A 26,519-nucleotide genomic window follows, 5' to 3' on the forward strand; every position below is an offset into this window, starting at 1 on the left:
CGGGCCTCAGCGCCCCCTGTCCAGGAGAGCCGCGACCGCACGCTGGTCGCGGCTCTCCGCGTTCTGCAGCGCGGTCCGGCCCTTCGCGTCCCTGATCCCCGGGTCCGCGCCCGCGGCGAGCAACTGGCCGATCACGTCGAGGTACCGTGCCGACCCGTCGCCGTACACGACCGCCTCCTGCAGCGCGGTCCAGCCCGGGCGGTTGACGTGGTTCACCGGCACACCCGACCGAATCAGCGTGCGCACCGTCTCCACGTGCGCGTGCTCGCTGGCCGGGATCAGGGCGGTGCCGCCGAACCTGTTGGTGGCGAACACATCCGCGCCGTGTACCAGCGTCAGCTCGAGGATCGCGTCGTAGCCCTCGGCACCCGCGTACAGGAATGCCGAGTCCTGCAGGTCGTCCTTCGCGTTCACGTCCGCGCCCGCCTCGACGAGCAGCCGCGCCACATTCACCGCGTTCACCTTGGTCGCGGCCACCAGCGGTGTCCGGCCACCGGCATCGCGCGCCTCGAGGTCCGCCCCCTGCGCCAGCGCGGCGCCGGCCGCGACGGCGTCGTCGGCCGGGACCGCCTCGAACAGGGCCCGCTCGAGTTCGGGAGTCGAGACCCGCTCCGGCGCAGCCGGCGGGGCCACCGGGGAGGTCGCGACCGCAGCCGCCGAGACCGGTGCCGACCCGCTCGCGCCGCCCGACCCGCCCTGCCCGCTGCACGCGACGCATCCCGCGACCACGGCGACGAGGAGGACACCGGGCAGCGCGGACCTCACTGCAGCGATCCCGCGATGGCGTCGAGACCCGCCGCCGCGCAGGCCTGGTCGGCCATGCCGTCGGGCGCACCGCCGACACCGATGCCGGCGATGGACGCGTTGCCCGCCTTCACCGCAACGCCGCCGGGCAGGAACAGCGTGCCCTCCAGGTCCGCGACGGTGGCACCGTCGCCCTTGGCACGGCCGGCCAGATCGCTGGTGTTCGCACCGAAAGCCGCAGCGGTGTAACCCTTCTGACGCGAGGCCTCCACGGTGTGCTGGGCCGCGTTGTCGCCGCGGAGCATCGCCTGCACGTTACCGGCCCGGTCCACCACCGAGACGGTGACGAAGCCGAGTCCGTCGGCCTGGCACTTCGCCAGTGCCGCCTGCGCGGCCTTCCCCGCGGTGGCGACCGTCAACCGGTTCGACGCGACCGTGCCCTTCGCCGCCTGGTCGGCGGGGGCCTGGGCCGCGACCGCGGCGGTGGCGACCGGGGTGGCCGACGCGGTGTTCTCCTCGATGCCGCTGCCGCACGCCGCGGTGGCGAGGATCGCGGCCAGCGGAACGGTCACGGCGAGGGTCTTCGGCAGGCGGCGGGAGAGGTTCATCGGGTGGGCCTTTCGGTCGTGGGGCTGACGGAATCCAGCCTCGCCGCCGGGCCCACCCATCCGCATCGAGCACACGTCTGCCTCTCGATCAGCCGTCCGGGGGCGAGGAAATCATCCGAATGGCCGATCCGGCGGCGACGCCCGCTCCGTAGGATCGAGCCGATGTCCAGCCCTGTCAGCGCCCGTGGCGACCAGATCCCGGCCGACCGGGACTTCCGCGGACCGATCGACGTCGCGATCCACGTCTCGTTCTACGTGCTGCTGGCGACCTCGACCGCCCGGTACCTGACCTACCACGGCGTCAGCGGCCGGTTCGTCGTCGTCGCGGCCCTGATCGTCGCGCTGGCCGCGCTCTACACCGTGACCGTGCTCCTGTCCCGCCGGGCCGCGGCCTGGCAGCCCTGGGTGTGGCCGGTGTTGACCACCTGGGCGGTGCTGGTGTGGCTGGCGCCGAGCTTCGCGTGGTGCGCGTTCCCGATGTTCTTCCTCTGCACCCGCGCGTTCTCGAGCAGGATGGCGTACCTGATCGTCGCGGTGCTCGCCGTGGTCACCAGCCTCGCCTTCTTCAACTTCAGCGGCCGCACCGAGTGGGCCGTTCTGATCGGCCCGATCTGCACCGGCGCGCTGGTGGTGATCGCGTACGGCCAGATCGAACGGGACAGCCGGGAACGGGTCCGGCTGCTCGAACAGGTCGCCGAGGCGAACTCGCGGCTCGCCGAGACCGAACGCGCGGCGGGTGTGCTGTCCGAACGCGAGCGCCTCGCCCGCGAGATCCACGACACCGTCACCCAGGGCCTGACCAGCAGCCTGCTCCACCTCGAGGCCGCGGACCTGGCCTGGGACCAGCCGAACTCACCGGCGCGCGAGGAGATGAGGACCGCGACCGCGTCGCTGCGCGAGAACCTCGCCGAAACCCGGAATCTGGTGCACTACCTCGCCTCCCCCAATCTCGAGACGCAGAGCCTGGACGCGGCGCTGCTCAGCGCCGCGCGCGGCCACTTCCCGGCTGCGCGACTGCGGGTGGTCGGGACCCCGGTGCCGCTACCGGCCGAGGTCGGGCACGCGCTGCTGCGGATCACCCAGAGCGCGGTGTCGAACGTGACCCGGCACGCGGACGCGCAGACTCTAGGGGTGACCCTCACCTACCTGCCCGGCGCCGTAGCCCTCGACGTGTTCGACGACGGGCGTGGCTTCGCGGCCGATGCGGTCGGCGACCACTCCCCCGCGGGCGGGTTCGGCCTGCGCGCGATGCGGCAGCGGGTGCAGGCGCTCGGCGGCACGCTCACCGTGGAGAGCGCCCCCGGCGAGGGCACCGTCGTCGCCGCCCAGATCCCGTGTCGAGGCGAGTGATGACCGCGACAACCGTGATGCTGGTCGACGATCACCTCGTGGTGCGGGCCGGCCTGCGGGCTCTGCTGGACTCCCAGCCCGACATCGAGGTGATCGGCGAGGCCGATTCCGGCGAGCAGGCCGTGGACATGGCCGCGGAGCTCGAGCCGCGGCTGGTGATGATGGACCTCGCCCTCGGCGCGGGCATCGACGGTGTCGAGGCGATCCGCCGTATCCGCGCTGCCTGCCCGGCACTGCCGGTGCTGGTGTTCACCACCTACGACACCGACGCCGACGTGGTCCGGGCCATCGATGCCGGTGCCATCGGCTACCTGCTCAAGGACTCGGCGCCGCAGGAGATCTTCGCCGCCATCCGCGGGGCGGTCGCGGGCCAGAGCGTGCTGTCGCCGCCGGTGGCGTCGCGTTTGCTGCAACAGATGCGGCGTCCCGACGAGGCCCTCACCGCGCGCGAGGCCGAGCTGCTCACCCTGCTCGCGGAGGGCCTGACGAACAAGGAACTCGGCAAACGCCTGTTCATCAGCGAGGCGACCGTGAAGACGCACCTCGCGCACATCTACGCCAAGCTCGGCGTCGAGACGAGGGCGGCCGCGGTGTCGGTGGCCCTGCGGCGGGACGGGATCCGCTGACCCCAGGGCCCTGCCTCGCCGGCCCCTGCAGTCGTGCCCCGAGTAGCAGGCCTGCGGCACCGAACGCCGTCGGGGGTCCGCCCCGGAACCCGGCTCGGCTAGCCTGTGTGTACCCGCCCACGGCTGTCGCCGGGGCCGGCGCCCTACCGTCACCGACAGTAAGAGGAGCTCGTGGCCCGCCGCCCCACCCCGCTTGGCACCCCGCAACCGACCGGCCTCGCGCACATCGCCGACCTGGTCCGGACCACGATTCCGCCGCTGCATCCGGCCGGGCTGCCGTTCGTACTCACCCCGCTGGTCGCCGCCGTCCTCGGCCGCAAGCATCCGTGGATTCGCCGCACCGGACTCGCCGCGGCGGGTGCCAGCGCCGCATTCTTCCGGCACCCGCACCGGGTTCCGCCGAACCGCCCGAACGTCGTGGTCTCCCCCGCCGACGGCGAGGTCGCGCTCGTGGACAACGCGGTCCCGCCCGCCGAGCTGAACATGGGCGAGGCCCCCGTCCCGCGGGTGAGCATCTTCCTGTCCGTGCTCGACGTGCACGTGCAGCGCTCCCCCGTCGCGGGCGAGGTCCTGCAGGTCGTGCACAAGTCCGGCAAGTTCCTCTCCGCCGACCTGCCCGAGGCCAGCGACGCCAACGAGCGCAACTCCATGCTGCTGCGCACCGAGTCCGGGCACGAGATCGCGGTCGTGCAGATCGCGGGGCTGCTCGCCCGCCGCATCGTGTGCGACGCCAAGGTCGGCGACACGCTGCCGATCGGCGACACGTACGGCCTGATCCGGTTCGGTTCACGCGTCGACACCTACTTCCCGGCCGGTACCACACTGATGGTGGAACGAGGACAGCGTGCCGTCGGCGCCGAGACCGTCCTCGCACAGCTTCCGTGAACCCGCGCGACGTCGTGCCCAGTACTTCCCGGCGCGTCGCCACCAGCGGCCTGCTCCTGCTGCCCAGCACGATCACCATCCTCGCGCTGTGCGCGGGCCTGTCGTCGGTGAAGTTCGCGCTCGAAGGTCAGCTCGGCGTCGCGCTGGCCATGATCGGCGCCGCCGCGGTGCTCGACTCGCTGGACGGCCGGATCGCGCGCCTGCTCGACGCGACCACCAAGATCGGCGCCGAACTGGACTCGCTGTCCGACGCGATCTCGTTCGGCGTGGCCCCCGCGCTGGTGCTGTACGTGACCCTGCTCGACGAGGGCAGCGCCGGCTGGATCATCGCGCTGGTCTTCGCGGTCAGCATCGTGTTGCGGCTGGCGCGGTTCAACACCCTCCTCGACGACGACACCGCACCGGCCTACACCAGTGAGTTCTTCGTCGGGGTGCCCGCGCCCGCCGGCGCCCTGATCGCGCTGACGCCGATCGCCGCCTACGAGCAGTGGGGCGACGGCTGGTGGTCGTCGTTCTGGGTGGTCGCGGTGTGGACCGTGCTGTCGGCGGCGCTGATCGTCAGCCGGATCCCGACGCTGGCGATGAAGACGTTCTCGGTGCCCAAGCGGATGGCAGCCCTGCTGCTCGTGGGTGTCGCACTGGCCGCGGCTGCGTTGATCACGTACCCGTACGTGCTGCTGATCGTCCTCGTCGGCGCGTACCTCGCGCACATTCCGTTCGCGGTCCGGTCCCAGCGGTGGGTGGCCGCCAGGCCCGAGGTCTGGGACGCCAAACCCGCGGAGCGGCGCGCGATTCGGCGTGCCCCGGCCGGCGGTCGGCTCTCCTCCGCCCGGCTCGGACTGCGCCGTCCCCGCTAGCTGACCGAGGCGACCTGCGCGGGTGGTGGGGCGCAATCCGGGCACGAGCGGCGCGAACGCTCGGGCCGGCACACCCCACCACGCCATATCGGGCTATCCCGTCAGGCGACGGTCGTAGGCAGCCGACCGCAGCTGCTGCTGGATCAGTCGCTCGGCGGGGTTCACGTACGCCGTCCCCGCTTGCCGGCTCCGCTTCAGCCCATCGAGCTTGACCACCGTCGCCGCCCGCAACGCGCGGTCGACGGCGGGCGTGCCGGACAGGTGCTGCCAGCGGATCGCGAGCATGCCGGCCTCGTGGCCCTCCGGGTCGAGCCAGTTGTGGACGCCGGGGTCCCGCCGCGACACGACGTAGGTGTAGGTCCCGTCCGGGTTGGGCGTCGCCTGGGTGGTGTTCAGGCTGCTGGTTCGGTCGCGATACTCGTAGGCCACACCCCACGGATCCGACAGCTGGATGCCCAGTGACCCGGCCCCGATCGGGTCGACCGTGATCACGAGCGCCTCGTCGTCGGCCAGCGAGAACCAGCCACCGGTAGACAGGCCCCTGGCACCGGCGCGTTGACGGACCGGTCGCACGACGTTCGGCGGCGTCGCGTTGTAGTAGTACTGATTGAAGTACTTGACCCAGAACGGCGCGATCTTGGCCAGAATCTCCGCGGCTTCGGTCGCCTGCTGATCGATCGGCTTCTCGGGTGCGGCGGGCGGACCACCGACGCGGGTGATCTCGAGTTGCACCGGATGCTCACGGGACCAGTCGTTCAGCAGATCCCGCACGACCAGCAACGAGGTTCCGTCCGCGGGAATCTGCATGTGGTTGGGACGGCCATTCGCCGGCTCCGCGTCGATCGTGATGACGAACGACCCGTCGGGGGCTGACGTGATCGCATCGCCGGTGAGGTTCGCGAGCTGAACGCCACCCTCGGCCGTCAGCGCGGTGGTGCCGGGAATGGCGTCACGCATCTCGAAGTTCAGGTCGGTGGGGCCGGGATTCGTTATGCGCCCCCGGATCTCGTACTTCGAGTTTCCCGCTACCGTGGCGTCCCGGTAGACGTTGTCGGGGTTGTCGATGCCGTAGCCGGAACGAGGCATGCTCAGGCCGGCGAATTCGTGCGGCATGGTGGTCTCCCACAACAGGACCGGGCGATCCGGATCGTCATCCACCGCATAGAGAGCGGCCGCCGCACCGATCGCGTTCGCCGCGCGGTCGACGGTAGCCTTGCCTGCAGGCTTGACGCCCTGCAGGTCTCCCCCGTACAGCGCCTGCACCTGACGGATTTGTTGCTGCATCACGTCGGTTTCGAGAATCTGCCGAGCACGTGCCTCCAATGCGCGCTGGCCGTCGGTCGCGAGAACGCCGCCGTTCGCCTGCCCGAGCTCGCCCACACTTCCCAGCCCGCCGACATCTCCCAGCACGTCCGCGCTGCTCCAGGCACCGGCGACCAGGGTCGATGCGGTGATCACCGCCAGTGCGACGCCCGTTCTCAGCGTCGAACGTCGTCGGCGCGGTGGGTACCCTCCGTTGTTTCCATTCATGGTTTGTTTCGCAGACCTCTCCAGTTTTCGCCCGTACCTTCCGTTGCGATTGGGAACGGAAGGTGCGGGCACGGGAAATACGGGCACGCAGCGAAGTCGCGGCGCCGGCACCGGTGAGCCGAAAAGACTGTTCGGCGAGGGACTTCCGCTGCCAACCGAGAACCTCGAGTCAGTCCCGGTTGGTGGTTGATTGGACCGTAGACAAGCGTCTAATGTCAAGGGGTGAACACACCAGAATCGGCCCCGAAGGCATGGGGCAGGGACGAGGTCCGCCGTGCGGTCCTGCGCGCCGCCCGGTCGGGCTTCGCCGCCAAGGGCACGTCCGTTACCGTTCGCGAGATCGCGGCGGCGGCGGGGGTGAACCCTGGCCTGATCCACAAGTACCTCGGCAACAAGGAGGACATTCTCACCGCCGTCCTCGCCCGCGACACCGAGGTCTCCACCAGCACCATCGAGAACGTCGGGTCCCTACCGGACGCGGTGAGAAGCCTGTTCGCCATCGGACGGTCAGACCCCGAGTACGTCCGCATAGCGGCATGGCTGCTACTCGAAGGCCGGACCGATCTACTGCTCGGCAACCAGGCCGATGGAATGCGGGCCGTCCGCGGCATCGCCCCCGATTCCCGCACGGCCGATGTTCGGCTCATGGCAGCCCTGGCCGCCATCGCGGGCTGGTCGCTCTTCAGCGACGGGATCCTCACCTTCGCCGAGGCGAACGCCGCCGACCGCGACGCGCTCGAATCCCGGATGTCCGAACTGCTGGCGACGATTGTCACGCTCCCCCAGTTCGCTCCGGACCTGACCGAAGGCGGCCATCACTAGGCTGTTCCTCGTGACCTCCCCGGAACTTGCGCTCACCGCCCGGTTGAACACCTCCGCCGCCGACGCCCGCCGCGGCGTCGTGCGCCTGCACCCCGAGGCCCTGGCCGCGTTGGGGCTGCGCGAATGGGACGGCATCGCGGTGATCGGCGGTCGTCGCACCGCCGCGGTCGTCGCCGTCGCACCCGCGGGCACACCCACCGGCACTGCACTGTTCGATGACGTCACGCTGTCCAACGCCGGGCTCAAAGAGGATGCGCGCGTGGTCGTCTCGCCGGTGACCGTGTACGGAGCGAGGACCGCGACGCTGACCGGGTCGGCGCTCGCGACCGGGTCGATCTCCGAGACCACCCTGCGGCAGGCGCTGCTCGGCAAGGTGCTGACCGTCGGTGACACCGTCTCCCTGTTGCCCCGCGACCTCGGCCCCGGCACCAGCACCGCCGGCGCCACGCAATCGCTCTCGCGCACCTTCGGTGTGGCCTGGACCTCCGAACTGCTCACCGTCACGGCGGTCGACCCCGCCGGACCCGTGAGCGTGCAACCCAATTCGGCGATCGGGTGGGGCACGGCGCCCGCAATCGCAACCGTACCCGCGCAGGCGCCCGAACCCGCCCGGGCCGCGTCGACCGCCGCCCACCCCGCGCCGCTGCCAGTGCAGGACCTGGTCGGAGTCGGGGTCCAGACAGCCAAGCTCACCGAGTGGCTCAAGCTCGCGCTCGACGAGCCCGAACTGCTGCACACCCTGGGCGCCTCGCCGCACCTCGGCGTGCTGATCACCGGCCCCGCCGGAGCCGGCAAGGCGACGCTGGCCCGCGCGGTCCTCGCCGGGCGCACGGTCGTCGAGCTGGACGGTCCCGGGGTCGGCGCGCTGGACTCCGCCACCCGGCTGCAGCGGGTGTCCGACGCCGTCGCGCGCGTCACGCGCGAACGCGGCGTCTTGCTGATCACCGATGTGGACGCGCTGCTGCCGTCCGAGGCCGAACCGGTGTCGACGCTGATCCTCGACGAGTTGCGCCGCGCGGTGGACACCCCCGGTGTCGCCTTCGTCGCGACCACCGCGCATCCCGACTCCCTCGACAGCCGGGTCCGTGGCCAGGACCTGTGCGACCGCGAACTCATGGTCGCGCTGCCGGACGGCGCGACCCGGCGCGCGATCCTGGAACTGTTGCTTCGCAAGGTCCCGACCGCCGACCTCGACCTCGGCGAGGTGGCCTCGCGGGCACCCGGATTCGTCGCCGCCGACCTCGCGGCGCTGGTTCGGGAGGCGGCCCTGCGGGCGGCGTCGCGGGCCAGCAGCAGCGGGGACGCGCCGCGACTCGTGCAGTCGGACCTGACCGGAGCGCTGGAGGTGATCCGGCCGCTGTCGCGTTCGGGTACCGAGGAACTGACGGTCGGCAGCGTCACCCTCGACGACGTCGGCGACATGATCGAGACCAAGCAGGCCCTCACCGAGGCGGTGCTGTGGCCGCTGCAGCATCCGGATTCGTTTGCGCGCCTTGGGGTGGACCCGCCGCGCGGGGTGCTGCTGTACGGCCCGCCCGGCTGCGGCAAGACCTATCTCGTGCGCGCGCTGGCCAGTTCCGGGCAGTTGAGTGTGCACGCGGTCAAGGGCGCCGAACTGATGGACAAGTGGGTCGGCGCCTCGGAGAAGGCGGTCCGCGAACTGTTCCAGCGGGCCCGCGATTCCGCCCCGTCGATGATCTTCCTCGACGAGGTGGACGCGCTGGCGCCCAGGCGCGGGCAGAGCACCGACTCCGGCGTCACCGACCGGGTGGTCGCCGCGTTGCTCACCGAACTCGACGGCGTGGAACCGCTCCGTGACGTGGTGGTGCTCGGCGCCACCAACCGCCCCGACCTGATCGACCCCGCACTGCTGCGCCCCGGCAGGCTCGAGCGACTGGTCTTCGTGCCGCCGCCGGACGCCCAGGCGCGCAGGGAGATCCTGCGGACCTCGGGTCGGTCGGTGCCGCTGGCCGACGACGTGGACCTCGACGCGCTGGCCGAGGAGCTGGACGGGTACTCCGCCGCCGACTGCTCGGCGCTGCTGCGGGAGGCCGCGCTGGCCGCGATGCGTCGCAGCGTCGACGCCGCCGACGTCACGGCCGCCGACGTCGCGGCCGCGCGCGAGTCGGTCCGGCCGTCGCTCGATCCCGAGCAGGTCGCCCACCTACAGGCTTACGCGGACATGCGCTGACGCGCAGTGGTGCGCTTCCGGAGTGCCCGGACTCCGTAACCGCACCACTGCGCGTCAGCGCCTACTAACCTCGACAGGTATGCCGATCTCCGGAATTGCCCGGACCGCCGTCGGGGCCGCACTGACCGCGCTCGTCGCAGCGATCGTCTCCGTCGCGGCGCCGCCCGTGTCGGCCGCCCCGGGGCCCGAGACGGCCACGACCTGGCTGTGCCGGCCCGGTCAGGCGGGCGACCCGTGTGGCGGCCGGTCCGGCGCACCGATCGACTGCTTCTACGTCTACCCCACCGCGTCGCTGCAGCAGACCGCGAACGCGAACCTCGACGCCTCGCCCGAGCTGCGCGCGGTCGCGCGTGCGCAGGCCGAGCCGTTCGGCGCGAACTGCAACGTGTGGGCGCCGGTGTACCGGCAGAGCACCCTGCGGGAGCTGTTCACGGGGACGGACTCGGAACGCAGCGCGGCACTCGATCTCGCCTACGACGACGTCGAACACGCCTGGGACGACTACCTCGCGCACCACAACGACGGCCGCGGGGTGGTGCTGATCGGCCACTCGCAGGGCAGCCGGATGCTGCGGATGCTGATCCACAACCGCATCGACGGGAAAGCCACCCAGTCGCAGCTGGTCTCGGCGCTCCTGCTCGGCGGCAACGTACTGGTCCGCAAGGGCCAGTCGGCCGGCGGCGACTTCGCCTCGGTGCCCGCGTGCACCGCAGCCGCGCAGACCGGCTGCGTCGTCGCGTACTCGTCCTACTCGACGACGCCGCCGCCGGACACCCGCTTCGGGCTGGTGCCGCAGTCGCCGGGCGCCTCCGGCACCCGCGCGGACCTGCCGTACGGGCCGGACTACGAGGTGCTGTGCACGAATCCGGGATCACTGCACGAGAACGCGGACGCCCCGATCCACGGGATCGTCGCCGGCCGCGAGGTCGACCGGTTCCGTGCCCGGTGCACCAGCGGCGACGGGCCGCACGTGCTCATGGTGGACGGGCCCGGTGCCGCCCTGCTGCCCGCGCTCCCGAACGCGAACTGGGGCCTGCACCTGCTCGACGTGAACATCGCCCAGCGGGACCTGGTCGACCTCGTCGGTGCGCAGACCGCGACCTACCTGCGCTGACGCGCAGTGGTGCGCTTAGGGAGTACCGGGACTCCGAAAGCGCACCACTGCGCGAAGCGCATCACTGCCAGCGGGCGAGGAGCTCGTTCGCGCGGACGGCCAGGGCGGCCTGCAGCAGCGGTCCGAAGCTCACCCGGCCGACGCCGAGGGCCGCGAAGTCGGTCTTCTCGCCGCGCACCGGGTCGGCAATCGCGTTGACCGGCAGCGGCAGCGCCGACGTCAGCTGCCGGTACACCTCGTCGCTGTGGAACCCGACCGGGTACAGCACGTCGGCGCCCGCCTCCGCGGCCAGTGTCAGCCGCGCGATGGCCCGCTGCACGCGGTCCGCCTCGTCCCCGACCTGCTTGATGAACAGGTCGGTGCGCGCGTTGATCACCACGTGCACGCCCACCGCGTCCGCGGCGCGCCGCAGACCGCCGACGAAATCCGCGTGCTCCTGCGCCTCGCGCAGGCGACCGCCCTCGCTGTGCACGGTGTCCTCGATGTTGAGCCCCACCGCACCGACCTCGACCAGCCCGTCGATCAGCCGCTGCGGGTCGAGCCCGTAGCCCGACTCGATGTCGACGGAGATCGGTAGGTCCACCGCGGCGGTGATCTGCGCGACGCGGGTAGTCAACTCAGCGAACGTCATGCCCTCGTTGTCGGGCTTGCCCACCGAGTCCGCGACCGGGTGACTGCCGACGGTCAACGCCGTGAAACCGGCCTCCGCGGCCAGATTCGCCGACCATGCGTCCCACACGGTCGGGAGGATCACGGGATTGCCGGGCTGGTGCAGGGCCAGCAGGGTGGTTGCCTTCTCGGTGATCGATGCCATGGTGGTTCCTCGCCTCGTGGAGTGTCGCGTACATCGTGGCACGCCGACGCACCTCGACTCATCCTTCGAATCACGGCAACTCCGTTAGCGTCGACAAATGCCCGTCGACTCCCGGACCACCGTCGCCTCGCTCGCGGCCGCGCTCGGCGCGGCCCTGGCCGCCTTCGTGCTCACCGTCCCACCCGGCGGACACTGGGCGGTCAACGCGTCCGACCGCCAGGTCGACAGCTGGCTCCGCGCCCAGCCGACCGGTGTCGCGGTCGGCGCGGTTATCGCCGTCGTCGCCTGCATTCTCCTGCAGCGCAGCGGTTCCCGGCGCGTCGGCTGGACGGCGGCGGCGGTGGCCACCCTGGTCCTGGTCGGTGCGCGACTGACGGTCCCGGGGGTCAGCGACCTCGACGCGCTCACCGCCATGCACTACCTCAAGACCACGGCCGCGGGGGTGCTGCTCGGATCCGTCGTGGCGACGTCGTGGGCCGGTCGGGCCGGGCAGTGGGCGACCACCCTCGGCACGGTCGCCGCGTTCCTCTCCGCCCAGGCGGCGGGGATGGCGACGTTGACGTACACCACCTCCCCCGTCGGGGAGGCGTCCTGGTGGCTGCTCGGACCAGCCCTGGCGCTGGCAATCGCGAGCGCGGTCACCGCCGATGCCGGGGCCCGGATTCCGCGGGTGAGCGCGCGAGAGGCCCGCGGCGCCCTGCTCACCGTCGTCGCGCTGGCGCTCGTGAACCGGCTGCAACTGTCCTGGATCAACGAGCGCGGCAACGACTCCCGGCTACAGATCTGGGTCGTCATCGGGGTCGCGATGGTGGTGGTGCTGGTGGCCACCGAGGTGTGCGCGCGACTGGTCGAGCGCGAATCCGGTGGCGGCGCCTTCCTGTTGGCGGCCACCGGGATCGCGGCGGCCGCGACGCCGGTGCTGGTGGACCTGCGCTACCCGTTCCGCGAGGTCGAACCCTGGGCGGCGATCCTGGTGGCGGTGGTCGCGGTGGCGGTCGGGCTGCGGCTGACGGTGCGGTGGCGGACACCGGTGGCCGGACTCGGCATCGCAGCGCTGGTCCCGCTGCTCGCCGCCGTCTGGCCGGACTTCGGGCACGACGGCCCGTGGCTGCTGGTGCGGCTGGCGGTGCTCGGCGTCGGAGCCGGCCTGGCGGTCGGGTCGACGCTGCCGGGCGTCGCGGCGGTCGCGGCGGCCGGGTTCGCGATCCCGTTCGTCTCCATGGTGTTCTACTCCGCGGCGACCGTGGTGACCAGCACCGTCGTCCACAGCGGGGCCTACGCGCCGCCGCCCGGCGTCCCGACCCTCACCGCCGCGGCAAAGGTCCCCGAAACCGGCTGGACCGCCTACGGGTTCGACTACCCCGGCTTCGACTACCGCAGCGCGGGCATCGCGCTGGCGATCGCGGTCGCGTTCTGCGCCTTCGGCGTGCGCGGCCTGCGGGCCCCGCGATGACCGGTCGGGTGCTCGGGTTTCTCGGCGCCCTGCTCGTCGGCGCCACGGCCGGGTGGGCCCTGCTCGCCCCGCTGGCGTCGAGTTTCGGGTTCGTCTCGTCCGACGGGCAGCTGCAGGCCGTGGCGACGAGTCGGTCGATCGCCGCGGCGATCGGGATGGTACTCGCGGCCGCCGTCGCCGGATCGCTCGCGCGCCGCGGCGCCGGGGCAAGGTCGGCGTGGGTGACCGCGACGCTCGGCCTGGTCCTGGTCGCGGCGGCGGGTCTGACGAACGAGCATGTGCGACAGATCGAATGGTCGATCGCGGCGAACTACCTGAGCGGGATCGGTGCCGGGTTGGCCCTGGGTGGCGTGGCGGCGGTGCTCGGGCGACGCCTCGGCATCCGGTCGGGACGGGCCGCGTCGGCGGCACTGGCCGGCGGTGCGTTCGCGGCCTTCCTGCTGGCGCCTTCCGTCGCATTCGGTCTCGACCGCGGCTGGGGATGGGGCACCGGCGGGCGGGTGAACTTCGGCTGGACCGGGTACGCCCCGCTCACCGACGCGGACGCAATCGTCACCGCGCCGCCGTGGTGGCTGCTGCTCCCGGCGCTGGCCTGCGCGATCGCTGCCGCGACGATCGGCCGCGGGGAAGTGGCCGAACCGTCCACCCGCGGTGTGGCCGCCACGGTGGTGGTCGTGGTGACGGCCCTGGCGACGAATGCGGCGATCGGTGTGGCACCGGACAACTGGGCGCTCGCCGCTCCCCTGCTGGCGGTGTTCGCCCTCGCCGTCGGCGCGGCGGCGTTCGCGCTCGACGGCCGCGACGGCCGACTGGTGCTGACCACCACCGCGGTGGTCGCGACCGCGGCGCCCCTGCTCGGCGGTACCGACACCAATGCTCTCGGCATCGTCATCATCGCGGCGTCGCTCGCGGCCGGGGTGACGGTGGGCGTCAGATTCCCGAAATTCGTTGTCGGACTGGCACTCCTGGCGGCGATCAACACATTCGGCCTGCTGCCCGACTTCGACGACGGCATGCGGGACGCGGTGCGGTGGCTCGCGCTGGCCCCGATCGCCGGGTATGCGCTCGGGTCGTGCGTCCCGGTCCGCGGGGGCGCCGCCGTGGCGGGTCTGTCGGTGCTGTTCGTCCCGTCGGCGCTGACGGTGGCCGGTCAGTCGGCCGAATCCGACTGGTTCGGCGCCTCGTCGGTGTTCACCGAGCTGCCGCGCGGCCTGCTGTCGGCACCGCCTGCCGATCCGAAGGCGCTCAGCCTGGCCGCGGCGCTCGTCGCCGGTGCCGCCGTCGTCGCGGCGGTCCGACTGGGCCGGCGGCCCGCGAACCCTACCTCCTGACGCAGGAGGCCTTCGCCTGCTCGACCTGTTCGTCGGTCAGCGACGGTGCGGTCAGCGGCGTCCGCTCGGCCCCCTCCGCCCGCATCCCGTCGAGCACCAACCCCAGGTAGCGCCGCCAGGCCTCGGGCGCGACCGGTCGGGCGAAGTCGATGACGGACTCGACCATCCGGCTGACGGTGAACAGGTCGTTGACAGTGATGTCGGGGCGCAGCGCGCCCGCCTCCTGCGCCCTCGCGATCAGTGCCTCGACGAGGGGCGTCACCCGCTCGCGGGCGCAGGCGATCTGTGCACGACCCTCGTCGTCGCTGAAGAACACGTCGCCCATGCCGCGGTTGAGCGCCATCTGCTCACAGGTCAGGGCGATGAAGTCGACGAGGCCGTGCCACGGGTCCTCGCACTGCAGGGCCGCCGTCGCGGCGTCGGCGATGTCGTCCATGTGCTGCTGGAACACCCCGTCCACCAGTTCCTGCTTGCAGGTGAACCGGCGGTAGACGGTGCCCACGCCGACCTTCGCGTGCCGCGCGACGTCGTCGAGGGTGATGTCGATGCCGCGCGTGGCGAACAGGTCGGCCGCGGCGTCGAGGATCTTGCGCCGATTGCGCTCGGCGTCGGCGCGCAGCCGGCGCGCTCCTGTGACGGTGCTCACGATATTCATTCTGCCATCCCACGAAATTGCGACATACCCGGACAAACCGCACCGATCGAGAAATTAAGTGGAGACATCTCCTCCACTTAGGCGTACGGTGACCTAAGTGGAGCTTACTCCTCCGCTTCCATCGCATCCCGTGCACAGACACCGACCCACGTCGAAGGGGCTGTAGCTCATGACCACCACCACACTCGACCGCCCGGAGGCGGCCCCGGGCTCGACCGAAAGGGAACACCGCCTGCGCTGGTTCGTCATGGCGGTCATCGCCCTGGCCCAGCTGATGGTCGTGCTCGACGCGACCATCGTGAACATCGCGCTGCCCGCCGCGCAGAAGTCACTCCAGTTCTCCGACGGCGACCGCCAGTGGGTTGTCACCGCCTACGCGCTCGCCTTCGGCAGCCTGCTACTGCTCGGCGGGCGCCTGTCCGACTTGTTCGGCCGCAGAAACACTTTCGTGATCGGCCTGATCGGATTCGCTGCGATGTCCGCGGTCGGCGGCGCCGCGGTGAACTTCCCGATGCTCGTCGCCGCGCGCGCCGGCCAGGGCGTCTTCGCCGCCCTGCTCGCCCCCGCCGCCCTGTCCCTGCTGGCGACCACCTTCACCAAGCCCGACGAGCGCGCCAAGGCGTTCGGCATCTTCGGCGCGGTCGCGGGCGCAGGCGGCGCGGTCGGGCTGCTGCTCGGTGGCATGCTCACCGAATGGACGTCCTGGCGCTGGAGCCTCTACGTCAACCTGATCTTCGCGGCCGTCGCGCTGGTCGGCGCCCTGACCATGATGTCCCCGCACAAGGCCGAGCACCGGCCCAAGCTCGACATCCCGGGCACGATCTCGGTGTCGGCGGCACTGTTCAGCATCGTCTACGGCTTCTCGCACGCCGAGTCGCACGGCTGGTCCAACGGGGCCACCGTCGCCTGGCTGGTGGCCGGCGCGGTCCTGCTGGCGGTGTTCGTCGTCATCGAGACCCGCGTCGCGCACCCGCTGCTTCCGCTGCGGATCGTCCTCGACCGCACCCGCGGCGGCGCCTACCTGGCGATGTTCATCACCGGCTCCGGCATGTTCGCGGTGTTCCTGTTCCTGACCTTCTACATGCAGACCGTGCTGCAGTACAGCCCCATCGTCACCGGCCTCGCGTTCCTGCCGATGGTCGCGGGCATGGTCACCTCGGCGACCACCTCCACGGCGGTGCTGCTGCCGAAGGTCGGGCCGCGGCTGCTGATGACCGGTGGCCTGGTCGTCGCCGCGATCGGCATGGGCGTGCTCGCGCAGCTGACCGTCGAGAGCACCTACGCGCCGCACATCCTGCCCGGTCTGGTGCTGCTCGGCCTCGGCATGGGCATGGTGTTCGCCCCCGGAATGCAGGGCGCGATCACCGGCGTGCGGCCCGAGGACGCGGGCGTGGCCTCGGCGACCGTGAACACCATGCAGCAGGTGGGCGGCTCGATCGGCACCGCGCTGCTCAGCACGGTGGCCGCGACCGCCGCGTCGAACTACCTGTCCGGCACCATCCCGACCCCGCAGGCCCAGGCGCTCGCCGCGGTGCACAGCTACACCACCACGTTCTGGTGGGCGGCGGCGATCTTCACTGCGGGAGCGGTGATCTCGGCCTTCCTGCTGCCCGGCGGCAAGCTGCCCGCACCCGCGGAGGGCCAACAGCTCGCGATGGCGCACTGATCTCACGGACCGACCGGTCCGGCGGCGGTCACGCACTGCGTGACCGCCGCCGTTCGTCATCCGTTCGCAGCCAAGAAGTGGTCCAGGCACCGCTCGGCGACAGCGGTGATGGTCAGCGACGGGTTCACCAGGCCCACCGACCCCGGGATCAGTGCGCCGTCGACGACGTACAGGTTGTCGTACCCGGCGACTCGACCCTCGTAGCCGCAGGCCTGCCCCATCACCATTCCGCCGAGACCGTGGTAGGTCGACGCGCTGCCGAATCCGGCCAGCCGCGTGTACACCGGAATTCCGTTGAGGGGGAACCCGTGTGCCACGTCCGCCCGCTCGTGGAAGAGGCCGGCGAACCGCCGGGCCCGCGTGTCCAGGTCACTGCCCTCGCCGAACGGATAGTTGAGCTCCGCCCGTCCGGTCGAGACGTTGTAGTCGATCGAGCCTCGATCACGCGTGATCGCCTGGATCAGGTTGGTGCTGGTGTTGCCGCCCGCGATGTCGGGGAACGGGGCCGCCTGCCAGGACATCGACATCGGTCCGTCCGGGAACTCGTCGTCGTAGAGCAGCGCCACGCCCGGCCCGGCCTGCTTGGTGCCGTACTGACGGTGGGTGAGGGTCCGCGAGATGAGGAAGTCGCCGTTGTTGCCGAAGCCCTTGCCGACGTGCTCGTTCAGGCGCGGCAGCCAGCCCTTCGCCCGCGCGGTGACCATCAGTGCGCTGGTGTGGAAGGACCCGGCCGCCACGAACAGGTAGTCGGCGACCAGCCGCTTGGTGCCGAGCACGGTGCCGTACTCGTCGATCTGGCGGACGGTCACCTCGAACATGTTGCCGCCCTGCATTTCCCGGATCTCGATAGCCTCGTGCAGCGGCAGGACGGTCACATTCCCGGTGGCCTCGGCCCGCGGAAGGTAGTTGTGGTCGACGCTGTTCTTCGCGCCGGAGTTGATTCCGTACGGACCCTCACCCACCGTCACAGACGGGCGCCGGGTGCCGGCGAGTTCGGCGCGCACCAGATCCCAGTCGATGCAGAAGTCGTGGAAGGTGGGCGTCCCGCCGAAGTCCGCGACGTCGGCGAGCCAGGACCGGGCGCCCACGTATTTCGGGTTCGCCAACAGGTCGGCGGGCAGCGGCGAGGTGCCCAGCATCGCCCGGGCGCGCGGGTAGTACACCCGGTCGAGCTCGCCGTAGTCGATCTGCCGGGGGAAGATCTGCTCGAAATCCTGCCTGCGCGGCTGCGGGGTGTACGCCCCGAACACCAGCGACCCGCCGCCGACGCCCGCGCCGTAGACCGCATTGATGCCGTTGCCGCCGACCTGGTCGACCACCCCGGCGTACCGCGGAATCGGCTGGAACTGCGTGATCGGATTGATGTACGGCCGGTCGCTGAACCAGGCCGACCGCCCGTCCGGCGCGTCCAGGGTCGCGAAGGTGTTGCCCGCCGGATCGATCGGCCAGCGCCTGCCGCGCTCGAGGACCGTGGTCTCGATGCCCGCCATGCCCAGCCGCAGGGCTGCCACCGCGCCACCGAAGCCGCTCCCGACGACTATCGCGGACTTGCCTCCCGGCGGCGCGGCCTGCGCCGCCGCGGTGTGGGTCGCGAGTGGGCCGAACGCCGCGGCGCCGAGGCCGAGCGCGGCACCGCGCAGAACGGTACGACGGGACAAGCGGGGCGAGTCCATCTCCGGAATCTAGTCCTCCCGGCCGCGGGCGGGAGGGGGAATCGTCAGGCGCCCGCGCCGTCCACGAAGACGGTGTCGGGCACCCGCCTGCCCCGCGGGCTCAGCCGATAGCCGACTTCCAGGCTCTCGGGCGAGCAGACGGTCAGGGCATCGAACCGTCCCGAGCTTGATGCACACCATCATTCATGGGACGGTTCACATTCCCCAGCAGAGGCCGCCGGGATTGTGGAGACAGCTGTTCGGATTGAGCTTGAGGTAGATAGCCAAAACGAGATCGTTGGCGATGTCGCTGGATCCGGCCGCCGGGGTGGATCCGGCCACGGAAGTGACGCCGAGGGAACCGGCCGTCAGGGTGGATTCGGCGGGGGTGGCGCCCGCAACGCCAGATCCGGCCGCGAGGCCAACGGCGAGCACGGCCGACGCGACGACCATGGATGCGATACGACCGATCGTTGGACCGCGCATGTATCAAGCTCCGTTCAGCAGGTGATCAGATGGGGACGCGTCGCAAGCGTCGACTTTCGCCGATCCTGCATGCGCTGCGCGTCACCCTACTGCCTACAAGCCGTTCCGATACACGAATCCATATACGCTGCGGCACTATGCAATTCGTTAGACACAATGAACAGCTCGGTACCCGGCACCGCGTGGACCCAAATCGCCGAGCCCGCCTGACCCACCACATCGTTCGACCGAATGTCACCTTCATTCACCCTGGGCAGCCTGAACGGATGTGACATTCGGTCGTCTCGGAGGAGGCGACCGGGAGGGTCTCCGCGGTCCGCGTCGGCGTACCGGATGATTCCGCGAATGTTGCACCCCTCCAGCACGTCTCGATAACTGTCGCGGATCTCCTCGAGTCGGCACTGGTTGGTGACCATGACGTCGGGGTTCAGCTTGCCCACCTTGTCCATCGACAGCAGGTGCGGGATGTCGTAGTAGGGGTTGGAGCCGCCGAAGATGTTGCCCTGCAGGTTCTTCTGAAGCACGGCGAGCATCGCGAGGTTCAGCGGGACCTCGTCGTCGACCAGGCTTCCCATCGCGGCCGGCAGGCAGGTGCCGGCCTTGGCGGTGATCCCCATCCACAGGTCGACGTCCTCGCCGTGCACCTCGCCGACGGTGACGATCACCTTCTTCGCCATGCCAAGGCCGTCACCTCGGCGACGACGGCGGTGGCCTCCTCGACCGTCGCGAACACCGTCCGCTGACTCGACCCCGCCCGCACCCGCGCGCGGTCCCACCGCCGAACGCGAGCGTCACGCGCCGGACCTGATGCCCTGGGGGTGCGCCGCGGTGAAGATCACGGGTCAGTCCACCAGGCCGAGCGCCTGCAGTCGCTCGAACACCAGCCGTGAACCGGGCGCGGTCTCCGGCATTGCCGCGTACTCGTCGACGGTGAAGTAGCGGAGCTCGGCGATCTCGCTCGTCGCGGTCGGCTCGTCGGTCAGGTCCGCGAGGAAACACGTCATGTGCAGCCGGGTCCCGGCCGGGTGCCCGAAGGCCTCGGCCTCGAACACGCCGAGCGTGCTGAGCGTGCCCTCGACGACGCCCGCGTCGAGTTCCTCACGAATCTCCCTGTGCAGGGCCTCTTCCGGAGTTTCGCCCGGGTCGATCTTGCCGCCGGCCATGTAGAAGGCCGACTTACCGGCGGAGCGGGCCTGCAGCATGCGGCGGTCCCGGATGTGGGCGAGGGCGACGGTCCGGATCTCGGGCATGGGCCCACGCTACCGCCGCCCGAGTACGCATGAGTGAACGTGCCGTTCGTTCGATCTGATCGAGTGAACGCTTCCGTTCACTCGATCAGACCGAACGGATGTTCCGGCCGCGGGGGGCAGGTGCGGCGACGTGGTGACGGTGATCATCACCTAAACTGGAACCGGTCGCCGGGGATACTCCCGGGCGTATCGACACCCCGCCGCCACACGCACACGACACGACGGAGTGCCCTTTGCTCACCATTTTGTTCGCCCACGCGATTGCTGCCGTCTTGGCGCCGCTTGTCGTGCGAGCAATGGGACGCAACGCTTTCCTCCCCCTGTCGCTGGTGCCGCTGGCGTCCCTGGTCTGGGTGATCCGGAACTGGGGCACCGAGCAGTCGCTGCACATCCAGTGGGCGCCCGGGCTGTCGATGGACATCGACATGCATTTCGACGCCCTGGCCGCGATCATGTCCGCGTTGGTCCTCGGGATCGGCTCCCTCGTGCTCGTCTACTGCGCGCGCTACTTCACCGACGACGAACCGCGTCTCGGCATCTTCGCCGCGGAGATGGTCGCCTTCGCGGGCGCCATGTTCGGCCTGGTGACCAGCGACAACATGCTGATCCTCTACACCTTCTGGGAACTGACCACGATCCTGTCGTTCCTGCTGGTGGGCCACTACGCCGAACGCGCGACGAGCCGGCGTGCGGCCACGCAGGCGCTGCTGGTGACCACCGCGGGCGGCCTGGCGATGCTCGTCGGGTTCATCATCCTGGGCCAGGTCGGCGGCAGCTACCGGATCTCCGAGCTGGTCGCGGACCCGCCCGGCGGCTGGCTGGCCGGCGTCGCCGTGGTGCTGGTGCTGATCGGCGCGCTGTCCAAGTCCGCGATCGTCCCGATGCACTTCTGGCTGCCCGGCGCGATGGCCGCACCGACCCCCGTCAGCGCCTACCTGCACGCCGCCGCGATGGTCAAGGCCGGGGTCTACCTGGTCGCCCGGCTGGCCCCGGGGTTCGCCGACTCGGGGCCGTGGCGGGTCACCGTCATGACCCTCGGCCTCGCCACCATGCTGCTCGGCGGCTGGCGGGCGATGCGCGCGTTCGACCTGAAGCTGATCCTGGCGTTCGGCACCGTCAGTCAGCTCGGCTTCCTGATCACCCTCGTCGGCACCGGCAGTCGCGACGCGGCGCTGGCGGGTATGACGCTGGTGGTCGCGCACGCGATGTTCAAGGCCGCACTGTTCATGGTGGTCGGCATCATCGACCACACCACCGGCACCCGCGACCTCCGCAAGCTCGCGCACCTCGGCAAGCGCACCCCGGTCCTGTGCGCCGTCGCGGTCGGCGCGGCCGCGAGCATGGCCGGCCTGCCGCCGTTCCTCGGGTTCGTCGGCAAGGAGGGTGCCCTCGAGGCGATCGCCACCACCGACGTGCTCGCACCTCCGGTCCGGGTACTGGTGCTCGCGGCGATCGTCGCGGGCTCGATCCTCACCGTCGCGTACAGCATCCGCCTGATCTGGGGCGCGTTCGCCCGCAAGACGCTGAGCAACCCGAGCGCCGCGGTGGCCGGGATGCACCCGGCCGGCCCACTGTTCCTGTTCGTGCCGACGCTGCTCTCGGCCGGCGGGCTCGTCGCCGGGCTGGCCGCCCCGGTCGTGGACCGGCTGCTCACCCCGTACTCGCGGACCCTGCCCGCTGGCGACCACGCCGACTACCACCTCGCGCTGTGGCACGGCTTCGGCCTCGCGCTGTGGCTGACGGTGGTGGTGATCGTCGGCGGTGTCGCGCTGTACCTCGCCCACCGCCGGATCAGTCGGCTGCGTTTCGAGCGGTCCCCGCTCGGCAACGCGGACCGGATGTACGACGCGACGCTGCGCGCGATGGACACCCTCTCGATTCGTTTGACCGGCACCACCCAGCGCGGTTCGCTGCCGCTGACCCAGGCGACCATTCTCGCGACCCTCGTCCTGCTGCCCACGATCCTGCTGGTCCTCGGCACCGACACCGGCATCTCGCTGCGGCCGTGGGAGTCCCCGATCCAGTTCGCGGTCGGGCTGATCATGATCGCGGGCGCTCTGGCCGCGACCGTCATGCGCAACCGGCTGGCCGCCGTCATCCTGGTCGGCGTCACGGGCTACGGCTGCGGCGTCATCTTCGCCCTCGACGGCGCCCCCGACCTGGCGCTGACCCAGTTCCTCGTCGAGACGCTGACCCTGGTGATCTTCGTGCTGGTGCTACGCAAGCTGCCCGCCGAGATCGACGAGCGGCAGTCGGTCGGGTTCCGGCTGCCCCGCGCGCTGCTCGGCATCGCGGTCGGGCTGACCGTCACCGTGATCGGCGCCTACGCGATGAACGCCCGCAACACCGACCCGATCGCGCTGCAACTGCCCGATCTCGCCTACCACCTCGGCAACGGCAAGAACGTGGTCAACGTGCTGCTGGTCGACATCCGCGCCTGGGACACCCTCGGCGAGATCTCGGTGCTGCTCGTCGCCGCGACCGGCGTCGCCTCGCTGGTGTTCCGGACCCGCCGGTTCGGCAGCGCGCCGCGGGTGTCCGACGCGCCGGGGGCCGAGGAGGCCGCGTCGAGCTCGGAGACGACGTGGCTGCGCGGCGGCGACCTGATCGATCCCCGGCACCGGTCGCTGGTTCTCGAGGTCACCACCCGGATGATCTTCCCGACGATGATGGTGCTGTCGGTGTACTTCTTCTTCTCCGGCCACAACGCCCCCGGCGGCGGGTTCGCCGGCGGCCTGACCGCGGGCCTGGCGCTGGTGCTGCGGTACCTGGCGGGTGGGCGCTACGAGCTCGGCGAGGCGGTCCCGATCGACGCGGGCAAGATCCTGGGCCTAGGCCTGATCTTCTCGGCCGGCACCGCGCTCACGTCGCTGTTCCTCGGGGCACCCGCACTGTCCTCGGCGACCGTCGAGCTCACCCTGCCGCTGCTCGGGCACATCAAGATGGTGACCGCGATCTTCTTCGACCTCGGCGTGTACCTGATCGTGGTCGGCCTCGTCCTCGACGTGCTGCGCAGCCTCGGCGCGCGCCTCGACGCGGAGGTGGAGACCGCGCCCGCCCCGAGCGCCGGCGGCGCGGAGGTGACGACCCGATGAACGCGAACCTCGGCTTCCTCATCGTGATCGGCGTCCTCGTCGCGTGCGGGGTGTACCTGCTGCTCGAACGCAGCATCACCAAGATGCTGTTGGGCCTGCTGCTGTTCGGCAACGGTGTGAACCTGCTGATCCTCGCGGTCGGCGGCCCGCCTGGCAGCGCCCCGATCGTCGGGCGTTCCAACGACGTCTACGACACCATGGCCGACCCGCTGGCCCAGGCGATGGTCCTGACCGCGATCGTCATCACCATGGGCATCGCGGCCTTCGTGCTGGCGCTGGCGTACCGGTCCTACAAGATCAACACCAAGGACGCCGTCGACAACGACCCCGAGGACACCAAGGTGCTACGCCGGCGCACGCCCGCCGAGGCCCCGGACCACGACCGCTCCGACGACCCGATCACGGGCGATTCCACCTTCGGCGGTGACGCCTTCGACGACAAGGGCAACCCCATCCCCCTCGAACAGCTCACCAACCTCGAGGACCTCGAGGTGTACGAGGACCTGCGCGAAGGCGACTTCGACGAGTTCGACCCGGACGGCGACGAGCCGCGCGAGCCGGTGCGGACCCCGGGCGGTGACGGACAATGACGCTGCCCGACGTCAGCACCCTCACCCCGCTGCCCGTGCTGATCCCGATGCTGGCCGCCGCCGTCACCCTGATCGGCGGGCGCAGGCCCCGCTTCCAGCGCACGGTGACCATGCTCGCGCTGGTGCTCGGTCTGATCGTCTCGTGCGCGCTGCTCTACCTCGCCGACCGGGACGGCATCTCGGCACTGCAGGTCGGCGGCTGGGACTCCCCGATCGGCATCACCCTGGTCGTGGACCGGCTCTCGGCGCTGATGCTGGTCGTGTCCTACATCGTCTTGCTGGCGGTCATGGGTTTCGCCGTGGGGCAGGGCATCCACGACGGCACCGAACGCCAGCCGGTGTCGATCTTCCTGCCTACCTATCTGGCGCTGACCGCGGGCATCTCGAACGCCTTCCTGGCCGGGGACCTGTTCAACCTGTACGTCGGGTTCGAGGTCCTGCTCGCCGCGTCGTTCGTGCTGCTGACCCTCGGTGCCAGCGCCGACCGGGTGCGCGCCGGCGTCTCGTACGTGATGGTGTCGATGGTCTCGTCGCTGATCTTCCTGGTCGGAATCGCGTTCGCCTACGGCGCGACCGGGACGCTGAACCTGGCGCAGATGGCGCTGCGTCTGGACGGCATCCCCGTCGGTACCCGGACCGCCATCTTCGGGGTCCTGCTCGTCGCCTTCGGCATCAAGGCCGCGGTGTTCCCGCTCTCGACCTGGCTGCCCGACTCGTACCCGACCGCCCCGGCACCCGTCACCGCGGTCTTCGCCGGCCTGCTCACCAAGGTCGGCGTCTACGCGATCATCCGGGCGCACACCCTGCTGTTCCCGCGCGGCGAACTCGACAACGTCCTGATGGTGTGCGGTCTGCTGACCATGGTCGTCGGCATCCTCGGCGCCATCGCGCAGAGCGACATCAAGCGACTGCTCTCGTTCACCCTGGTCAGCCACATCGGCTACATGGTGTTCGGCATCGCGCTGTCCACCCAGCAGGGACTGTCCGGCGCCATCTTCTACGTCGCCCACCACATCCTCGTGCAGACCACGCTGTTCCTGGTCGTCGGGCTGATCGAGCGGCAGGCCGGATCGTCGTCGCTGCGCCGGCTCGGTGGACTCGCCGCGGCCAGCCCGGTCCTGGCCATCGTGTTCCTGGTGCCCGCGCTGAACCTCGGCGGCATCCCGCCGTTCTCCGGGTTCATCGGCAAGATCGCGCTGCTGCAGGCCGGCGTCGCGCACCCGAGCGCCCTGTCGTGGGTGCTCGTCGCCGGTGGCACGGTGACCAGCCTGCTGACCCTGTACGTGGTGGCCAGGGTCTGGACCAAGGCGTTCTGGCGGGCCCGCGCCGACGCGCCCGAGGGCGAGCTGGCCGACGTGAGCCCGTCCGCGCTGATCGACGAGTCCGAGGAGGACATCGCGTTCGACGACCGGGCCGACGTGGGCCGGATGCCCGCGCTGATGCTGGTGCCCACCATCGCGCTGGTCGCGGTCGGGATCGCCCTGACCGTGTTCGCCGGTCAGATCATCGACATCACCGACCGGGCCGCGGTGGACCTGCAGGACCGCTCGATCTACATCGACGCGGTGCTCGGTCCCGGGCACGGCGAGACCGCGACCGCGTCGGGAGGTGGCCGGTGAACCGCGAACGGGTCGTCCGCGTCGGGGTGCTGATCTGGCTGACCGTGGTGTGGGTGCTGCTGTGGGGCAACATCTCCGTCGCCAACGTCCTCGGCGGTCTCGTCGTCGGGGCGCTGATCATGGTCCTGCTGCCGTTGCCGCGGGTCCCGGTCGAGGGGCGGATCCACCCGTGGTCGATCGTCAAGCTGGTCGGGTTGTGCATCGTGTACGCCGCCCAGTCCAGCGCCCAGGTCGCGTGGCTGGCGGTGCGGCCCGGCCCGCCGCCGGTGACCGGCGTGCTGCGGGTGCGGCTGGCGATCAAGTCGGATCTGGTGCTGACCCTGTGCGTCGACGTGCTCAACCTGATCCCCGGCACCATGGTGCTCGAGGTAGACCAGGTCAAGCGAATGGTCTACGTGCACGTCCTCGACGTCGGCACCGACAGGGCAGTGGACCAGTTCTACCGCACGGTGCGCCGGCTCGAGCGGCTGTTCATCGCGTCGTTCGAGCGCGACGACGAGTGGCAGCCCTCGCCCTGGCACGTGGACAATCCCACCTTCGACCCGTCCGCGTCCCCGCCCCCGGACCGAAAGGATCTGCCATGACGACCGTGCTCGCGATCGCCGGGGTGATGCTCTCCGTCGCCGCGGTGCTGACCTCGTACCGTCTGCTCGCCGGCCCCGCCACGCTGGACCGGCTCGTGGCGATGGACACCCTGGTCGCGGTGGCGATCTGCGGGCTGTCGGTGTGGGCCGCGTTCAGCATGGACACCACGCTGGTGCCCGCGATCGTCGCGCTCTCGCTCGTCGGCTTCGTCGGCTCGGTGTCGGTGGCCCGCTTCCGGGTGCGTGACGACCAGTGAGCGCGGTGCTGGACGTGGTCGCCGCCGTGGCGATCCTGCTCGGCGCGCTGCTCGCCATGACCGCAGCGATCGGCATCGTCCGCTTCCCGGACACCCTCTCGCGCATGCACGCCGCCACCAAGCCGCAGGTGATCGGCCTGGTGCTGGTGCTGATCGGCGCGGTGATCCGGCTGCGCGGCAACGTCGACATCTGGATGCTGATCCTGGTCGGACTGTTCACCCTGCTCACCGCGCCGGTCATCGCCCACACCGTCGGCCGGGTGGCGTACCGGGAGCAGCGCGGCCGGGACGGGCTGGGGATCGTCGGGGACCTCGAGCGGCAGGACCGGTCCGAGTAGCG

24 protein-coding genes and 1 pseudogene are annotated in these 26,519 nt (G+C 70.9%); 16 read left to right on the forward strand and 9 right to left on the reverse strand.

The annotated features are described in order from the left end of the window. Positions 1-6: 6 nt before the first annotated feature. Both ACFVH2_RS09995 and ACFVH2_RS10000 read right to left on the reverse strand, forming a co-directional pair. Entirely contained in the window at positions 7-765 is a 759-nt protein-coding gene (locus ACFVH2_RS09995) for an ankyrin repeat domain-containing protein (RefSeq protein ID WP_378422012.1), read from the reverse strand. Next, positions 762-1,352, reverse strand: a complete 591-nt coding sequence (locus ACFVH2_RS10000) for a heme-binding protein (protein ID WP_378422014.1) — start codon at positions 1,350-1,352, stop codon at positions 762-764. The genes ACFVH2_RS09995 and ACFVH2_RS10000 overlap by 4 nt, the downstream gene beginning before the upstream one ends. A gap of 162 nt (positions 1,353-1,514) precedes the next feature. Between ACFVH2_RS10000 and ACFVH2_RS10005 the strand changes: the two genes are divergently transcribed. The 4 genes from ACFVH2_RS10005 (at position 1,515) to ACFVH2_RS10020 (ending at position 5,070) form a co-directional block, all read left to right on the forward strand. Beyond that, complete coding sequence (locus ACFVH2_RS10005; protein WP_378422016.1) at positions 1,515-2,702, forward strand: sensor histidine kinase; 1,188 nt, start codon at positions 1,515-1,517, stop codon at positions 2,700-2,702. Then, positions 2,702-3,328, forward strand: coding sequence for a response regulator (locus ACFVH2_RS10010; protein ID WP_378422017.1), 627 nt, complete (start codon positions 2,702-2,704; stop codon positions 3,326-3,328). Before ACFVH2_RS10005 ends, ACFVH2_RS10010 begins: the two co-directional genes overlap by 1 nt. 171 nt (positions 3,329-3,499) lie before the next feature. After that, entirely contained in the window at positions 3,500-4,213 is a 714-nt protein-coding gene (locus ACFVH2_RS10015; RefSeq protein WP_378422019.1) for a phosphatidylserine decarboxylase, read from the forward strand. 14 nt (positions 4,214-4,227) lie between these two features. Beyond that, the gene (locus ACFVH2_RS10020) at positions 4,228-5,070 is read left to right on the forward strand and encodes a CDP-alcohol phosphatidyltransferase family protein (RefSeq protein ID WP_378422021.1); all 843 of its coding nucleotides are present in this window, start codon (positions 4,228-4,230) and stop codon (positions 5,068-5,070) included. A 93-nt stretch (positions 5,071-5,163) separates the two neighbouring features. Here the strand turns inward: ACFVH2_RS10020 and ACFVH2_RS10025 are convergent, their stop codons facing one another. Further along, positions 5,164-6,528, reverse strand: coding sequence for a hypothetical protein (locus ACFVH2_RS10025; RefSeq protein ID WP_378422023.1), 1,365 nt, complete (start codon positions 6,526-6,528; stop codon positions 5,164-5,166). 294 nt (positions 6,529-6,822) lie between these two features. Here ACFVH2_RS10025 and ACFVH2_RS10030 point away from each other — a divergent pair, with 294 nt between their 5' ends. The 3 genes from ACFVH2_RS10030 (at position 6,823) to ACFVH2_RS10040 (ending at position 10,727) form a co-directional block, all read left to right on the forward strand. Beyond that, positions 6,823-7,422 (forward strand): TetR/AcrR family transcriptional regulator, encoded by a 600-nt coding sequence (locus ACFVH2_RS10030; protein WP_378422025.1) that lies wholly within the window; start codon positions 6,823-6,825, stop codon positions 7,420-7,422. A 10-nt stretch (positions 7,423-7,432) separates the two neighbouring features. Then, positions 7,433-9,613, forward strand: a complete 2,181-nt coding sequence (locus ACFVH2_RS10035; protein ID WP_378422026.1) for an AAA family ATPase — start codon at positions 7,433-7,435, stop codon at positions 9,611-9,613. Positions 9,614-9,692: 79 nt separating this feature from the next. Then, entirely contained in the window at positions 9,693-10,727 is a 1,035-nt protein-coding gene (locus tag ACFVH2_RS10040; protein WP_378422028.1) for a DUF3089 domain-containing protein, read from the forward strand. Positions 10,728-10,788: 61 nt separating this feature from the next. Here the strand turns inward: ACFVH2_RS10040 and ACFVH2_RS10045 are convergent, their stop codons facing one another. After that, on the reverse strand, positions 10,789-11,541 hold the full coding sequence (locus ACFVH2_RS10045) for an isocitrate lyase/phosphoenolpyruvate mutase family protein (RefSeq protein ID WP_378422030.1): 753 nt from the start codon (positions 11,539-11,541) through the stop codon (positions 10,789-10,791). Between the two features lie 97 nt (positions 11,542-11,638). Here ACFVH2_RS10045 and ACFVH2_RS10050 point away from each other — a divergent pair, with 97 nt between their 5' ends. Both ACFVH2_RS10050 and ACFVH2_RS10055 read left to right on the forward strand, forming a co-directional pair. Further along, entirely contained in the window at positions 11,639-12,994 is a 1,356-nt protein-coding gene (locus tag ACFVH2_RS10050) for a hypothetical protein (RefSeq protein ID WP_378422032.1), read from the forward strand. Next, positions 12,991-14,325 (forward strand): hypothetical protein, encoded by a 1,335-nt coding sequence (locus ACFVH2_RS10055; RefSeq protein ID WP_378422033.1) that lies wholly within the window; start codon positions 12,991-12,993, stop codon positions 14,323-14,325. The genes ACFVH2_RS10050 and ACFVH2_RS10055 overlap by 4 nt, the downstream gene beginning before the upstream one ends. Here the strand turns inward: ACFVH2_RS10055 and ACFVH2_RS10060 are convergent. Beyond that, on the reverse strand, positions 14,315-14,980 hold the full coding sequence (locus ACFVH2_RS10060; RefSeq protein WP_378422035.1) for a TetR/AcrR family transcriptional regulator: 666 nt from the start codon (positions 14,978-14,980) through the stop codon (positions 14,315-14,317). The two genes, ACFVH2_RS10055 and ACFVH2_RS10060, sit on opposite strands and share 11 nt — an antisense overlap. 169 nt (positions 14,981-15,149) lie before the next feature. Between ACFVH2_RS10060 and ACFVH2_RS10065 the strand changes: the two genes are divergently transcribed. Beyond that, the gene (locus ACFVH2_RS10065) at positions 15,150-16,646 is read left to right on the forward strand and encodes an MFS transporter (RefSeq protein ID WP_378422037.1); all 1,497 of its coding nucleotides are present in this window, start codon (positions 15,150-15,152) and stop codon (positions 16,644-16,646) included. A gap of 56 nt (positions 16,647-16,702) precedes the next feature. On the opposite strand, the gene ACFVH2_RS10070 is transcribed toward ACFVH2_RS10065, so the two are convergent. From ACFVH2_RS10070 to ACFVH2_RS10085, 4 genes and pseudogenes are all read right to left on the reverse strand, one after another. Beyond that, complete coding sequence (locus ACFVH2_RS10070) at positions 16,703-18,319, reverse strand: GMC oxidoreductase (protein ID WP_378422039.1); 1,617 nt, start codon at positions 18,317-18,319, stop codon at positions 16,703-16,705. Positions 18,320-18,514: 195 nt separating this feature from the next. After that, positions 18,515-18,784, reverse strand: a complete 270-nt coding sequence (locus ACFVH2_RS10075; RefSeq protein ID WP_378422041.1) for a hypothetical protein — start codon at positions 18,782-18,784, stop codon at positions 18,515-18,517. 314 nt (positions 18,785-19,098) lie between these two features. Next, a pseudogene (locus ACFVH2_RS10080) lies at positions 19,099-19,514 on the reverse strand (alcohol dehydrogenase); the annotation flags it as partial. 112 nt (positions 19,515-19,626) lie between these two features. Further along, positions 19,627-20,034: an NUDIX domain-containing protein gene (locus tag ACFVH2_RS10085; RefSeq protein ID WP_378422042.1), complete on the reverse strand. Its 408-nt coding sequence runs from the start codon at positions 20,032-20,034 to the stop codon at positions 19,627-19,629. A 233-nt stretch (positions 20,035-20,267) separates the two neighbouring features. Here ACFVH2_RS10085 and ACFVH2_RS10090 point away from each other — a divergent pair, with 233 nt between their 5' ends. Genes ACFVH2_RS10090 through mnhG form a run of 6 tightly spaced genes read left to right on the forward strand, consistent with a single transcriptional unit; the run spans position 20,268 to position 26,517 of the window. Further along, positions 20,268-23,129, forward strand: coding sequence for a Na+/H+ antiporter subunit A (locus ACFVH2_RS10090; RefSeq protein ID WP_378422044.1), 2,862 nt, complete (start codon positions 20,268-20,270; stop codon positions 23,127-23,129). After that, on the forward strand, positions 23,126-23,719 hold the full coding sequence (locus ACFVH2_RS10095) for a Na(+)/H(+) antiporter subunit C (RefSeq protein WP_378422046.1): 594 nt from the start codon (positions 23,126-23,128) through the stop codon (positions 23,717-23,719). The genes ACFVH2_RS10090 and ACFVH2_RS10095 overlap by 4 nt, the downstream gene beginning before the upstream one ends. After that, positions 23,716-25,338: a Na+/H+ antiporter subunit D gene (locus tag ACFVH2_RS10100; protein ID WP_378422048.1), complete on the forward strand. Its 1,623-nt coding sequence runs from the start codon at positions 23,716-23,718 to the stop codon at positions 25,336-25,338. The genes ACFVH2_RS10095 and ACFVH2_RS10100 overlap by 4 nt, the downstream gene beginning before the upstream one ends. Continuing rightward, complete coding sequence (locus ACFVH2_RS10105) at positions 25,335-25,922, forward strand: Na+/H+ antiporter subunit E (RefSeq protein WP_378422049.1); 588 nt, start codon at positions 25,335-25,337, stop codon at positions 25,920-25,922. The genes ACFVH2_RS10100 and ACFVH2_RS10105 overlap by 4 nt, the downstream gene beginning before the upstream one ends. Further along, entirely contained in the window at positions 25,919-26,179 is a 261-nt protein-coding gene (locus tag ACFVH2_RS10110; RefSeq protein WP_378422051.1) for a monovalent cation/H+ antiporter complex subunit F, read from the forward strand. Before ACFVH2_RS10105 ends, ACFVH2_RS10110 begins: the two co-directional genes overlap by 4 nt. Continuing rightward, positions 26,176-26,517: a monovalent cation/H(+) antiporter subunit G gene (mnhG, locus tag ACFVH2_RS10115; protein ID WP_378422053.1), complete on the forward strand. Its 342-nt coding sequence runs from the start codon at positions 26,176-26,178 to the stop codon at positions 26,515-26,517. Before ACFVH2_RS10110 ends, mnhG begins: the two co-directional genes overlap by 4 nt. The last annotated feature ends 2 nt before the right edge of the window (positions 26,518-26,519 follow it).

Source organism: Rhodococcus sp. NPDC127527, from assembly GCF_042672245.1.
Lineage (GTDB): Bacteria > Actinomycetota > Actinomycetes > Mycobacteriales > Mycobacteriaceae > Rhodococcus_G.